The sequence below is a fragment of the Gilliamella sp. B2923 genome (assembly GCF_026536565.1).
GTDB lineage: Bacteria > Pseudomonadota > Gammaproteobacteria > Enterobacterales > Orbaceae > Gilliamella.
Window position 1 is genome coordinate 92,321 of sequence record NZ_JAFNNZ010000004.1, and the last position, 14,986, is coordinate 107,306.

Sequence of the window (14,986 nt, forward strand, 5' to 3'; positions counted from 1 at the left end):
AACGTTAGATCAACAAATTTCATAAAGCATGTCAAAATAAATGTTACCACTACTGTAATACAACAAGTCACCAAAGCATGGATAATATTCATTGGGCTATCGATAATAATTTTAGGTATTCCGGGGGATACAAAAGCATAACGTGATAAACCGGATACTCACTGTTAAAAACTAAAAAGAAGTAAAAGGAAAACTGACTATGTTTTCAAACTGAGATTGTGATGCGAAAAATGTGATCTATATCTTATTTTTGGTAGTTTGTTATAAAAATTATTTAAAATTATTATTTTGATGATTATTTTATCTGCAATAATTATAATACATTCAATAAAAATCAAACAGTAAGCGAAAAATCATCTAATCAGTCGAGTGACATAGATAAGTTAAACATATCAAGAAAATGTGTTGATTAGTTGTTTTTTATATTTTTGTTTAGCATGATTTTGCTTGAAAAATGGCACTATTTTTGCAGAATTTGTTTGTTACACATCACTTATAGCTTGTGTTGAACATTTTTCAATTAAAAATGGAATATTATTATAAATTTCAATGTGATATTGGACTTTTAATCATAATGCAATTTGCACTATTGCTGTGCAAGATTTGATGAAAAAAGATTCTAATAAAATAAATTGTTCTGAAAATCAAAATTCAGACTATTTATACAGGCTTTATTTAAAAGATATTAGTAATACAACGTCTTTAACTTTGTTTAAGTAACATAAAAATAGAATTACAATTCAATAATTGGAGTAATTATCATGAATAATTTAAGGAAATATAAGCGTAAATTTTTGTTAGGTGTTGGGTTGCTGACGATGCTTGCTAGTGCACAGCTTCATGCTGCCCAAACACTAGTCTATTGTGCTGAGGCTTCACCTGAAACATTCAATCCACAGTTAGTGACAAGTGGAATTTCAATGGATGCTAGCGCTGTGCCTGTTTATAACCGTTTGGTCGAGTTTAAATTAGGTACGACCGAAATTGAACCTTCTTTAGCTAAATCCTGGGATATTAGCCAAGATGGTTTAACTTATACCTTTCATTTACGTGATGATGTGAAATGGCATAACACTAAAGAATTTAAACCAACACGAAATTTAAATGCTGATGATGTTATTTTCACATTTATGCGACAAAAGGATAAAAATCATCCTTATAACAAAGTTTCAGGTGGGCAATACGTATACTTTGATAGTATGGGGTTAACAGATTTAATTAAAGAGATTAAAAAGGTTGATGAATATACAATTGTATTTGAATTAAATCAACCGGAAGCGCCTTTTTTAGCTGATTTAGCGATGTCATTTGCTTCAATATTATCTGCTGAATATGCCGATGCTATGCTTAAAAATGGCACCCCCGAAAAAGTGGATTTAGTTCCTGTTGGTACAGGGCCATTCACTTTTGTTCAATATCAAAAAGATTCAAAAATCCTTTATAAAGCTAATCCAGAATATTTTGGTCCAAAAGCTAAACTTGATCGTTTAGTTTTTTCAATTACACCAGATGCTGCAATTCGTTATGCAAAATTGCAAAAAGGAGAGTGTCATGCTATGCCATTTCCAAATGTGGCCGATGTTGAACGAATGAAATCAGACAATAATATTGTAGTGAAAGAAATGGCTGGGGTTAACATTGGCTATTTAGCCTACAATATGGATAAGCCACCACTTGATAATTTAAAAGTTCGACAAGCATTAAATATGGCAGTGAATAAAGATGCGATTATTAAGGCTGTTTTTCAAGGTGCCGCTGAACCGGCTAAAAACTTTATTCCTCCTTCAATGTGGGGTTATAACGATGAAGTAAAAGATTACCCTTATGATCCAGCACAAGCAAAAGAATTATTAAAATCAGCTGGGCTAGAAAACGGATTTACTATCACTTTATGGGCAATGCCAGTACAACGTCCATATAATCCAAATGCGCGCCGTATGGCTGAAATGATTCAAGAAGATTGGGCTAAGATTGGTGTAACCGCTAAAATTGTTAGTTATGAATGGGGAGAGTATTTATCCCGTATTCGTGACGGTGAACATGATGCGGTGTTAATGGGTTGGTCTGGAGATAATGGTGATCCGGATAATTTTTATTCTGTTTTGATGAGTTGTGATGCGGTTAAATCAGGTCAAAATTATTCACATTGGTGCTATAAGCCATTTGATGATTTATTACAACAAGCTCGCATTGAGCCTGATCATGAAAAAAGGGTCAAGTTATACAAACAAGCGCAAGTTGAAATGCGTGATCAAGCGCCTACGCTAATGATTGCTCATTCTATGGTTTATATGCCATTACGTAAAGAGCTTAAAGGCTACGTCATGGATCCTTTAGCATTACATAATTTTAACCAAGTTACTCTTGAAAAATAGCATCAATGCAATTAACCACCTTTTTGTGGTTAATTGCGGCATTAGCTTTTTTAGGGTTGAAATAGTAAATATTATTTTTATAAAAAATTATCTTTCATATAAACAATACGTTAGAAGCAATATTTAAGAGCAACTATATGTTCCAATTTATTTTAAAGCGGTTAGGTATACTGATTACGACGTTTATTTGTATCACACTGCTTACTTTTATTTTTGTCCATCTTATCCCAGGGGATCCTATTACAGTGCTTGCTGGAGAGCGAGGCTTATCCCCAGAACGCCATGCTGAATTGATGACTCAACTGGGTTTAGATAAACCACTTTATCATCAATATTTTCAATATATTATCAATATGTTTCATGGCGATTTTGGAATTTCCTTTAAAAGCCAAATTCCAGTATGGGACGAATTTGTACCCCGATTTAAAGCAACGTTTGAGTTAGGATTTTGCGCAATGTTGTTTGCTGTCAGTGTCGGCATTCCAATCGGTGTTCTTGCCGCAGTGAAACGTGGTTCAATATTTGATCATACAGCGATAGGCCTGTCTCTAACCGGTTATTCCATGCCAATTTTTTGGTGGGGAATGATGCTAATAATGTTAGTCTCTGTACATTTAAACTTAACCCCAGTGTCCGGACGTGTCAGTGATATGCTATTTTTGGATGAAAGTAATCCTTTAACTGGATTTATGCTAATTGATACTTTTTTATGGGGTGAAACAGAAGATTTTATTGATGCTGTAACTCATTTAATTTTACCGGCTATTGTGTTAGGTACTATTCCATTAGCGGTCATTGTCCGTATGACCCGTTCTTCAATGTTAGAAGTATTAAGTGAAGATTATATTCGAACTGCACGTGCTAAAGGCGTTAGCCGAATTCGTATTATCCTTGTTCATGCGTTACGCAATGCGATGATTCCAGTGATTACTGTTATCGGTTTACAAGTTGGTTCAATGCTAGCTGGAGCTATATTGACCGAAACGGTTTTCTCATGGCCTGGAATTGGACGTTGGCTTATTGAAGCGCTACAACGCCGAGATTACCCTGTCGTGCAAAGTGGCGTGTTAATCGTTGCGGGTATGATCATTTTAGTGAATTTATTAGTTGATATGTTGTATGGCGTTATCAATCCACGTATTAGACATAAATAAGAGTATGTATACAGATGAATAAACAGGATATTGCTGAAAAAACCAATACACAGCCGGATGCTAGTTTGGTTGCACCTAAACCCTTAACGCCCTTAGGAGAGTTTTGGTTCTATTTTTCAAAAAATAAAGGGGCTGTTGTTGGTTTAATTTTTATTGTTATCGTTGTATTGCTAGCTGTTTTTGCTAATTTTATTGCGCCACATTCTCCTTCTGAACAATTTAGAGAAGCATTATTAGCTCCTCCTGTCTGGATGAAAGATGGCAGTTGGCAATTTATTTTGGGAACCGATGATGTAGGTAGAGATATTTTATCTCGCCTTATTTATGGTGCTCGACTATCCTTATTGGTCGGTTGTTTGGTTGTCATCATCTCACTTATTTTGGGCATTACCCTAGGTTTGATTGCTGGTTATGTTGGTGGCTTCGTCGATAACATCATTATGCGAGCTGTTGATATTATGCTTGCTTTACCGAGTTTACTGCTTGCACTGGTTTTAGTTGCAATTTTCGGCCCATCTATTACTAACGCCTCTATCGCTTTAGCTTTTGTTGCATTACCACACTATGTTCGTTTAACTCGAGGCGCGACGCTTGCTGAAATTAATAAAGATTATGTGATTGCTTCCCGAGTTGCCGGTGCCGGAGCCTTACGGCAGATGTTTATAAATATTTTGCCAAATTGTTTAGCGCCACTGATTGTTCAAGCCTCGTTAGGATTTTCAAATGCAATTTTAGATATGGCCGCCTTAGGATTTTTAGGTATGGGCGCACAACCGCCAACACCTGAATGGGGAACAATGCTTGCTGACGTATTGCAATTTGCACAGTCTGCATGGTGGGTTGTTACCTTTCCTGGCTTAATTATTTTAATGACAGTGTTAGCTTTCAACTTAATGGGAGATGGTTTGCGTGACGCACTTGATCCTAAATTGAAGCAGTAATGGAGATACAGTCATGGCACTATTAGAAGTAAAAGAATTATCAGTTGAATTTAACGGATTCAAAGCCGTAGATCATATTAGTTATGACGTCGAACAAGGACAAGTAGTTGGTATAGTTGGAGAATCTGGCTCAGGTAAATCAGTTAGTTCGCTGGCAATAATGGGATTAATTGATTTTCCCGGCAAAGTTACTGCCGAAGCATTACATTTTGATACTAAAAACCTTCAACAGCTTACAAGCAAAATGCGTCGTAAGATTGTAGGTGCAGATGTGGCGATGATCTTTCAAGATCCAATGACTAGCTTGAATCCTTGTTTCACTATAGGTTACCAAATTATTGAAACATTAAAAATTCACCAAGGTGGCAGTAAAAGAGCACTTAAAGCAAGGGCGATTGAATTGCTTAAATTAGTGGGTATTCCAGATGCTGAGAATCGTTTAAGTGTTTATCCACACCAGTTGTCAGGTGGGATGAGTCAACGGGTCATGATCGCAATCGCAATTGCGTGCAATCCTAAACTCTTAATTGCTGATGAGCCGACAACCGCATTAGATGTTACCATTCAAGGGCAGATTATTGAGTTATTGCTTGAGTTACAACGCAAAAATAACATGGCATTAGTTCTTATTACCCATGATTTAGCGTTAGTTTCTGAAGCAGCACAAAAAATTATTGTGATGTATGCCGGGCAAGTTGTGGAAATTGGCGATGCTGAAATTATCTTTAAAACGCCGTTACATCCTTACACTCAAGCATTATTACGATCACTTCCTGAGTTTACTCAAGATAAAGAACGGTTAGAATCGTTATCTGGTGTTGTACCGGGTAAATACGATAGACCAGTGGGCTGCTTACTTAATCCTCGTTGTCCTTATGCAACTGAGCGTTGTAATACCGAGGAGCCTACATTAATCAGCTATTCCAAAACCAGGAAAGTAAAATGTCATTATCCATTATCGCGCGAAGGGACACCTCAATATGAACAACAATAATATGGAAAATAGTGAATTACTGCTTGATGCCAGAAACTTGACGAAATATTATTCGGTAAAAACCGGTTTCTTTTCGGAAAAAAAACAAGTCAAAGCGGTTGATGGTGTTTCTTTTACATTAGGTAAAGGCAAAACCCTTGCGATTGTTGGCGAATCAGGGTGTGGTAAATCTTCATTAGCCCGATTATTAACAATGATTGAAAAACCGACATCCGGTGAAATATATTTTAAAAATCAGAACCTATTAAATGATGATCCACAAGCGCAAAAATTACGTCGTCAAAAAATACAAATCGTTTTCCAAAACCCCTATTCATCATTAAACCCACGAAAAAAAATCGGCTCGATATTAGAAGAACCTCTCATTATCAATACTGATTTAACGGCAAGTGACCGTAAAGCAAAAGTACTATCAATGATGCAAAAAGTTGGGTTAAAAGAAGAGTTTTATAATCGTTATCCTCATATGTTTTCGGGTGGACAACGCCAGCGTATTGCTATCGCAAGAGGTTTAATGCTTGATCCCGAAGTGGTGGTTGCTGATGAACCGGTTTCAGCATTGGATGTTTCTGTGCGAGCACAAGTACTTAATTTGATGATGGATTTGCAACAAGATCTTGGGTTATCTTATATATTTATTTCTCATGACCTTTCAGTTGTTGAGCATATTGCTGATGAAGTAATGGTAATGTATTTGGGGCGTTGTGTTGAACAAGGGAGAAAAGATGAAATCTATCGTAATCCTCAACACCCATACACGCAGGCACTTTTATCCGCAACACCAAGATTAAATCCCGATCTTAGGCGTGATAGAATAAAGTTAGAAGGGGAATTACCAAGCCCTTTGAACCCGCCTTTAGGTTGTGCTTTTCATGCTCGCTGTCGTTGGGCATTTTCACGTTGTGCATCTCAGCAACCAAAGCTGATTAATTATAATGAACATAAAATTGCTTGTTTTTGCACAGAAGAGAAAATTAATAACAGTGGCAGTTAATGCTGCCACTAAACTGCCATTATATGAGAAAGTTTAACGGAATTTTTATTAACAAAACTTCTAACTTACTTTTTGAACGATTGAGTGGTAATGAAGAAGTATGTAATAAGGTTATGGGTGACGTAGAATTAAGAGAAGTGATTAAACGACTTGCCAAACAAATATATGAGCGAGTAAAGTGCTAAAATAATATATAAACACTATTTTTAATAAATACCATCTTCAATTAGCATAGGTAATTTATGACTTACTATACCAATATATTTTCCCCTGAAACCTATTTATCTTTGGATTTTTATTTACTCACCTAGGGGGATAAGTCCCTCAAATTTAGAGCATTCTTCTCCAAATGCATATGCAGGTATGCCTATACCCCCTGACAAATTCCATATCTGCTTAAGCCAGTCAATGCTTACTTCAACAATTAAATCATTGACTGAAAATGGAGTTTCATAAGGATCAAATAAAGGCACTTCTGGTTGTAATTTAGCATCAATGAATTTTATGCCAAACAGTTCACGATAAGGTTCTATCACTTTATTAAGTACGTATAGATCTGGTCCGATAAGGTGAACCATAATAGAAAATATACCTTCCTCATCTTGGGTGGGATGAATACCAACCTCAACCGATCTAGCTTTTTCGGGCAGAATCTGTTTAATACGATTAATCTTCGCAATCGCATCTTGCGTGTGCCTATTAAGAATATCTTTCAGTATTATCATATATTGAGTTTTTGTCATAACTTTCTTCTCGTTAGTTTGTTTTCCTTGCTTTATACGCAATAAACGACAGTTTTTTGTCTGATTCTTGTTTGGCAGGGTACATAATACAGTCTTTCATAAGATGTTTGTCCGCTTGAATAATTAATTCATTGCCGGTTGTAATTGTAGTTAAAAAAATTGTTTATTTATTTTTCAATCATTCTGTGTAATTTCTTGTTTCTCATGTCTACCATTTGGATTAATGTATTTGTTGAAATACATATTTCAAATTTATAATGATTATAGATTAGTTAAAATATTCAGTTTTTTAACTAAATAAATTTTTTTAACGGTATTGATTAAATAATAATAGATATTTTTGTAAAGAGTTTCAGGAATAATTTAGTCAAAAGTTCCTCTAAATGTTCATTAACATATAGCGTACTAGATACAATATTATTATTTAATAATCCGTTACTGGAATATACTCATCTTTTTATATTAGTAAGATTATATTAAAATTAAGTTAGATATGATTATAGTATTATTCTAATTATAGAATTAATTAGTTGTTAGCTTAGGGTAAAACAATGTCCAATTATCAAACGCCAATCACAATCAAAGATGCATTAACTCATATACAACAAAGAAACTACTTATTACCATCGATTCAACGTGAATTTGTTTGGGGACAAAGTCAAATTGAGGTTTTATTTGATTCCTTAATGAGAGGATATCCGATTGGTACATTTTTATTTTGGCGGGTTGATAAAGATGGTATAAATAATTTTCAGTTTTATGAGTTCCTAAAACATTATCATGATCGTGATCAGTTTCATAATGATAAGGTAGAAAATTTAGACAAAGAATCTATTACAGCTATCTTAGATGGGCAGCAGCGGTTAACTGCCTTATATATAGGTCTTATGGGAACATATGCAGCCAAATTACCCTATTATCGCGTAGATAATGATCATGCTTATCCTAAGAAACAATTATATTTAAACTTATTCTATAGGCTTACAGATGAATTAGAAATGAAATATGAGTTCAAATTTCTAACTCAATCAGAAGCTACAAAAGAATCAGAAGATTGTTTTTGGTTTCCTTGTCACCAAATACTAGAATTAGCTGATATGAGTAAGATTTCAATGTTTTTGATGAAACAAGGGCTGATGGATACATCTAAATATACAGAAAGTCAGTCTGAATACGCTATAAAAACTTTAAATGAATTTTATAATATCATTCATCAAAAAGGTACAATTAGTGCATATGTGGAAAGTGATAATAAACTTGATAAAGTTTTACAAATATTTATTAGAATTAATAGTGGAGGGACTAAATTAAGTTATTCAGATCTTTTATTATCCATTGCAACAGCTCAATGGACGGAAAAAGATGCTCGAGAAGAGATACATTGTTTAGTTGATGATTTAAACCAAATAGGCACATCCATAAATTCTATCCCTTTTCATTTTAACAAAGATTTTATATTGAAATCTTGCCTAGTTTTATCTGATTTAGATGTGAAATTTCAGGTGGATAATTTCACTAAAGAAAATATGAAAATCATAGAAGGAAATTGGGAAAAAATTCGTAATGCTATAATTCTTTCTGTTAAATTAATTTCAAACTTTGGTTTTAATGGTGATAGCTTAACGACATATAATGCTGTGATACCTATTGCTAATTATATTTATTATAATAATTATGACAATAAGTTTCTGATTTCAAGTCATTATCAAGGTGATCGACAAAAAATTAAAGAGTGGTTGGCTAAAGTTATACTTAAAGGTATTTTTGGTGGTACACCTGATGCGATTTATCCTGTTATAAGGCGATTGATAAAAGAGTCTCCTTTCTCATTTCCGTTAGAATCCATAACAGAACATTATAGAGGTCGACAGCGCTCTATCATATTTGATATGGACGAATTAGATGCTTTATTAGAATTGAAATACAATGATAAAAAGACATACTCTTTACTAATGTTGCTATATCCATCGATTAATCAAACTTTTATTTATCACAAAGATCATTTACATCCTCGATCTCACTTTAATAAAGTTAATTATCGTCTTTTAGGACTTACTGTTGAAGATACTATTTTCTATGATAATTATAAAGACCGTATTGCTAATATTCGGTTATTACCAAATACACAAAATCTTGAAAAAAGAGATATGACACTACAAGCATGGGTTGAACAAAATTTTGATAACCAAAATGCTATTCATCATTTTTTAAAACAACATCATTTATCTGAGAATGTATCTCTTGATTTTAAAGATTTCAAAGAATTTGTTTTAGAACGTGAAAAATATATTAAGCAGGATTTACTTGATATATTGAATATTAAGCCGAGTCTTTAAATTCAATAGTTTATTAATTTTATATCCAGTAAAATTTTAGCGGTTTTTGGTAAATATAAAAGTACTTTAATTTTTATATTCAGAATTTAAACTTATAAATAAAATACTGGATATATTCCTTTAACTAAAATCTTTACCCCACCTTTTCAGATAACAAATTGTGAAATCACTCATTTTATGCTAGTTTCATCGTTATCACTTACATAAAATATTGGTTAAACCAAGGTTGCTTATGTCAAATTCATCGGCTAAAAAAGTCGCTTTTGCCGCTTTTATCGGTACCACCATTGAGTGGTATGATTTTTATATCTATGCGTTGGCATCGGTATTGATTTTTGGTCAGCTTTTTTTTCCTTCAGATAACGAGTTTGTGCAAATTTTAGGTGCGTTTGCTACTTTTGCAGTAGGTTTTTTGTCACGTCCTTTAGGTGCAGTGCTTTTTGGTCATATCGGTGATCGCTTAGGGCGTAAAAAGTCGTTAATTATTACGTTAGTGCTAATGGGCGTAGCAACAACGTGTGTTGGTTTATTGCCCTCTTACCAACAAGCTGGTGTGATATCGCCAATTTTATTGGTCGCACTACGTATTTTACAAGGTGTCGCTGTTGGTGGTGAGTGGGGTGGTGCCGTGTTGATGACAAATGAACATGCGCCGAAAGGATTGAAAAATTTCTTTTCATCCTTTGCTCAGTGGGGAAGCCCTGCCGGCAATATTTTAGCACTATTGGTTTTCTCTTATATTATTCGGTTACCAGTTGCTGAACTTATCGATAGTGGGTATTGGCGTATTCCTTTTTTAGCCAGTTTTATTTTGTTAATTATTGGGGTTATTGCTCGTGTCACCTTAACCGAATCGCCGGTTTTTATTGAATCAAGCAAAAAACAAGCAGACTTAAAACAAGAATCCGCCCCCATTATTGATGTATTTAAAAAGGCAACCCCATTACTAGTTTTAGCCATAGGTGCCAATGTGTTATCATTTAGTGGTATTTTTTCAAATACCTTAATGATTGGTTATACCACTATCGCACTAGGTGTTGAAAAAGGTGTAATTGTCGATGCTCTATTTTGGATTGCGCTTGTCCATTTTGTTGCCCAACCTTTCATCTCTTATTGGTCAGAAAAATTCTCGGCAACTCGCTTTTTGACTTGTTCGGCAATATTAGCGATGGCATCAGTATTTTTGTTATTCCCGATTATAAATTCAGGTACAAAAACTAGTTTTATTATTGGTATTTCGTTAAATGTGATTTGTTATAGCGGTTTTTATGGTGTGATAGCCGGATATTTAAGCCGAATTTTTCCAGCGAGGATTCGTTATACTGGGCTCTCAATGAGTTACCAAGGATGTGCGGCTATTTTTGGTAGCTTAATTCCGATGATAGGTGGTTATGTTATTTATACCTTCAAAAGTTTTTGGTTACCATTAGCCTTGTTTTATTGCGGTTTAGCACTGATATCCATTATCTGCATCTACTTGTTAAGCAAATATCGTTATTATGATGAATAATAAGGTCAATATATGAAAACCGTTTTATCAATTCAGTCCAATGTTGTTTATGGTTATGCCGGCAATAAAGTGGCGACGCTGGCGATGCAATTGCAAGGTGTCGAAGTGATGCCAATTCACACCGTTCAGTTATCGAGTAATACGGTTTATCCACATTATGACGGCATTGTGCTGGGCGCTCAGCAAATCACTCGAATCGTCAATAGTTTAGAAAAAATTGGCGTATTATCATCCATTGACGCCATTATTTCGGGCTATATTGGACTTGCCGAACAAGGTGAAGAAATCCTTGAGGCCGTAAAAAAGATTAAATTTTATAATCCTGATGCGATTTATGTTTGCGATCCGGTGATGGGTGGCGACATCAATAAAGGCAGTTCTCTGCCACAAAATATTATTGATTTCTTCACTAAGCAAGCAATCAAATACGCTGACTATATCACACCAAATTTATTGGAGTTACAGATATTATCGAATCTGGAAATCAAAACCTTTAACGATGTGCTTAACGCCATAAAAACGCTGCAAAATAAGCCGATTCAAGCCATATTGGTTAAAAATCTACTGCATGCCGGTAAAACGACTGAATTATTTGAAATGATTTTAGCCACACCATCGCAAAGCTATCATCTGGCTCGACCATTATATGATTTTCCCCACCGTCCATTAGGCGTGGGCGATTTAATTTGTAGTCTGTTTACTGCGCATTTAGTCAATGGACAATCCCAATTAGCCGCCTTTGAACTGGCTGCCAATGCCGCTAATCACGTTCTCGACATCACCAAACAACAAAATGCTCGAGAGCTGGCGATTATTGATGCTCAGCAGTGGATTAAACAGCCGGATTTGAAGTATCGTGGGACACCGCTAGCATTATAAGGCAATTCAGATCGGTATTATTGTCATTGGTCATAATCATTTTAGCTGCAAAATTTAATTAGTTTATTCTTGGCATAGAAAATGCATTCCTCAAAATGTTACTGTTAACAATTGAGGAACGACTAAAATGTGGAAAAGACACCCAATATTATTAAGTTTATTGCTTATTAATCCTTTATCTGGTGCTGCTGATATACCGCGATCAGAGACAGGAAAGTACTGTGATACCCCTTCCCGTTGTCTTAACCCGATAACGACCAATGTCATGGTAACGTCCCCCAATTATTTAGCGACTCAAGCTGGAATTGATATATTACGCAAAGGAGGCAATGCGGTTGATGCAGCGATTGCCGTAGCCTCAACGCTTGCTGTTGTTTATCCTCAAATGAATACCATTGGTGGAGATAACTTTTGGTTAATTTACAACGCTAAAACTAAAGAACTAAAAGGACTAAATGCTAGTGGTCGTTCTGGTAGTTTAGCCACGATAGACTATTATAAAAATCAAGGTTTCCATAAAATTCCCTCACGAGGCTATTTGGCAGCCAATACCGTTCCAGGGGTGGTTTCCGGTTGGGATGAGGCGTACCAATATGCATCTAAAAATATGAAAAATGCACTACCGTGGAACACGTTATTCGCATCAGCAATTGATTATGCCGAAAATGGATTTTCGGTTTCACCTAGCTTAAATTATTGGACAACAATCAATATTGATCCAAAAGACAAAGAGTTTCGGGAGTTACAGCGTTTTTCGGAGTTTAAAAAAGTATTCTTAAAAGACGATGGGCAAGCTTACCAAATTGGCGAAATCCTTAAACAACCCGATTTAGCTAACACATTAAAAATTATTGCAAATAAAGGCGCTAAGGAATTTTATCAGGGTGATATTGCCAAAAATATTGTCAACGATCTGCAAAGCCATGGTGGTGTGTTGACTTTAGATGATTTTGCTAAGCATCGTACTACATGGGTAGCTCCGATCCATGTTAATTATCGACAATATACCGCCTATAATCTACCACCCAATACACAAGGAATGGCATCATTAGAGATTCTAAATATACTCAATAATTTTGATATAAAATCCTTGGGTGAAGGTAGCGCAGATTATTACCATTTAATTATTGAAGCAACAAAACAAGCATTTGCTGATCGAGATAAATACCTTACTGATCCCGATTTTAATCAGATTCCGCTTGATCTCTTATTATCTACCCAACATGGTCAGCAACAAGCAAAACAGATTGATATGCAAAAGGCTCGTGTAGAAATAAAGCCATTAGATCCTAAAGGTGATACCGTTTGGTTTGGTGTTGTTGATGCAGAAGGAAATGCGGTATCTATTATTCAAAGTATTTATCATGATTTTGGTTCTGGCATTGTTGCTAAAGATACAGGAATTTTATTGCAAAATCGTGGTAGTTTTTTCTCGTTAGATCCTAACCATATTAATCGTTTAGAGCCAAATAAACGCACCTTTCATACGTTAAATCCAGCCATGCTTTTAAAAGATAATAAACCTTATCTGGTTTATGGCACCATGGGCGGAGAAGGACAACCACAAACGCAAGCGGCAATTGTGACACGAATTGTTGATTATGGCATGACACCCCAAGATGCCATTAATGCACCAAGATGGTTACATGGCCGCACATGGGGTGCATCATCCAATAATCTTAAAGTGGAGGGACGCATACCTAACGATGTAATTCATTCCCTCAAATTACGTGGACATGATGTGCAAATTGTTGATGATTACACTGATACCATGGGTCATGCCGGTGCCATTCTTATCGATGCAAATTTACATCTACTAATGGGCGCAACCGACCCGAGAGGGGATGGTTTAGCGGCTGGGTATTGATACTATTTGGGTAATGAATTGATAGCGGTTAAATAAAGTTGCTCAATGCAGAAAAATCCCTTTTAAACTATAACATTATATAATCTTGTTAAGGTTTCCACCGTTAAATGTTGGAAGCTTTAAAACGGATAACGGTATAGGCTCCTCAATAATTTTTACATTGTTGCAATAATAACTATTGGCTTGGTATTGTTTGCTATAAACAGTGAGTGTTTTTACTGATTTAATTGATGTTTGGTTGCAATGTAACTCCGTATAATTTTTAAAAGAAAAAAAGACGATTTCCGAAAATATAAAAAGATAAGATATCTTTATTAAGATTGATTTATTTTTCCCAAATCAAAGCAACTACCTATATTGAGTGCCGTAAAGATTGCCAACGTGATTGATAAACTCCCAATGACATAATGCAGTGGTGACCGCGCAAAATGAATTAGTCGAGATAGTGCATAAATTAAGGCTAGTGGTGCGTGAAGGAGTAAAAATTATCGAGGAGCAATTCTCGATTTTTATCTAAAATTTACTACTATCAACTTTAAATTGCCAAACTTACTAAGCGCCGTAATTGCATTAGTATTCTGTTCAATAAGATTTTTACAGATTCTCCTCGCTATAGGTTAGCGCAATTGTTTAATATTATTATTCGAGCATTCAGGCGAACGAAGGTTTCCAACAAAACCCTCAAGCTCTCTGTTCCACTGCGCGTGGAGCGTAAGGGCGAAAGTTTAGTCTAATGTTTATTAATTCGACTACTTTGTTGTTCTTTAGTTGGATCATGAGGTTGGCATTTTCCATATATTGTTGATTTAAATATTTTTCCACGATTATCAATGAGTTCTCCAATCATAACATAGGGGGCACCAACTGGATATTTGATGTGATCGTGATGTCTAGTGTAATGGTCAAAATCGATTGTAATGATCGCGCTTTTCAAGCATTGCGAATTGATATCTTTAGCATTCAATAAGCGGTAAAGTTTAGAATTATATTTAGATACGATTGGTTGAAAATATGCCGTGTCTGGTTTAACAACCTGATTTAGTAAATCGAACTTTAATGAGAAAATATGGTTTGTTTTTGTAAATTGATACAATATACCTAAAGCCCAGTATCCGTGAAAGTCATTATTCCTGCTACTAAAGCTGCCCGTTATTCCTCGTATTACATCAATAAGTTCTTTGTGCTTGGACATA

11 protein-coding genes are annotated in these 14,986 nt (G+C 35.1%); 9 read left to right on the forward strand and 2 right to left on the reverse strand.

Going from position 1 to position 14,986, the window contains the following annotated elements; genetic code table 11:
* The first annotated feature begins 761 nt into the window (after positions 1-761).
* From J3U42_RS06310 to J3U42_RS06330, 5 genes are all read left to right on the forward strand, one after another.
* Entirely contained in the window at positions 762-2,375 is a 1,614-nt protein-coding gene (locus tag J3U42_RS06310) for an ABC transporter substrate-binding protein (RefSeq protein WP_267335979.1), read from the forward strand.
* A gap of 137 nt (positions 2,376-2,512) precedes the next feature.
* Complete coding sequence (dppB, locus tag J3U42_RS06315) at positions 2,513-3,529, forward strand: dipeptide ABC transporter permease DppB (RefSeq protein ID WP_267335980.1); 1,017 nt, start codon at positions 2,513-2,515, stop codon at positions 3,527-3,529.
* A gap of 14 nt (positions 3,530-3,543) precedes the next feature.
* Positions 3,544-4,470: a dipeptide ABC transporter permease DppC gene (dppC, locus tag J3U42_RS06320; RefSeq protein WP_267329015.1), complete on the forward strand. Its 927-nt coding sequence runs from the start codon at positions 3,544-3,546 to the stop codon at positions 4,468-4,470.
* 13 nt (positions 4,471-4,483) lie between these two features.
* On the forward strand, positions 4,484-5,464 hold the full coding sequence (dppD, locus tag J3U42_RS06325) for a dipeptide ABC transporter ATP-binding protein (RefSeq protein ID WP_267335981.1): 981 nt from the start codon (positions 4,484-4,486) through the stop codon (positions 5,462-5,464).
* Positions 5,451-6,458: a peptide ABC transporter ATP-binding protein gene (locus J3U42_RS06330; RefSeq protein ID WP_267335982.1), complete on the forward strand. Its 1,008-nt coding sequence runs from the start codon at positions 5,451-5,453 to the stop codon at positions 6,456-6,458. The genes dppD and J3U42_RS06330 overlap by 14 nt, the downstream gene beginning before the upstream one ends.
* A gap of 299 nt (positions 6,459-6,757) precedes the next feature.
* Here the strand turns inward: J3U42_RS06330 and J3U42_RS06335 are convergent, their stop codons facing one another.
* A complete protein-coding gene (locus tag J3U42_RS06335) occupies positions 6,758-7,201 on the reverse strand; it encodes a DUF6389 family protein (RefSeq protein WP_267335983.1) in 444 nt (147 codons plus the stop codon).
* A 551-nt stretch (positions 7,202-7,752) separates the two neighbouring features.
* Here J3U42_RS06335 and J3U42_RS06340 point away from each other — a divergent pair.
* The 4 genes from J3U42_RS06340 to ggt all read left to right on the forward strand — a co-directional run bounded on the left by J3U42_RS06340 (position 7,753) and on the right by ggt (position 13,793).
* On the forward strand, positions 7,753-9,537 hold the full coding sequence (locus J3U42_RS06340; RefSeq protein ID WP_267335984.1) for a DUF262 domain-containing protein: 1,785 nt from the start codon (positions 7,753-7,755) through the stop codon (positions 9,535-9,537).
* A gap of 232 nt (positions 9,538-9,769) precedes the next feature.
* Positions 9,770-11,047, forward strand: coding sequence for an MFS transporter (locus J3U42_RS06345; protein ID WP_267335985.1), 1,278 nt, complete (start codon positions 9,770-9,772; stop codon positions 11,045-11,047).
* Positions 11,048-11,059: 12 nt separating this feature from the next.
* Positions 11,060-11,926 (forward strand): pyridoxal kinase PdxY, encoded by an 867-nt coding sequence (gene pdxY, locus J3U42_RS06350; protein ID WP_267335986.1) that lies wholly within the window; start codon positions 11,060-11,062, stop codon positions 11,924-11,926.
* A 127-nt stretch (positions 11,927-12,053) separates the two neighbouring features.
* Complete coding sequence (gene ggt, locus J3U42_RS06355; RefSeq protein ID WP_267335987.1) at positions 12,054-13,793, forward strand: gamma-glutamyltransferase; 1,740 nt, start codon at positions 12,054-12,056, stop codon at positions 13,791-13,793.
* 730 nt (positions 13,794-14,523) lie between these two features.
* On the opposite strand, the gene J3U42_RS06360 is transcribed toward ggt, so the two are convergent.
* Positions 14,524-14,985, reverse strand: coding sequence for a hypothetical protein (locus J3U42_RS06360; protein WP_267335988.1), 462 nt, complete (start codon positions 14,983-14,985; stop codon positions 14,524-14,526).
* Position 14,986: the final 1 nt, after the last annotated feature.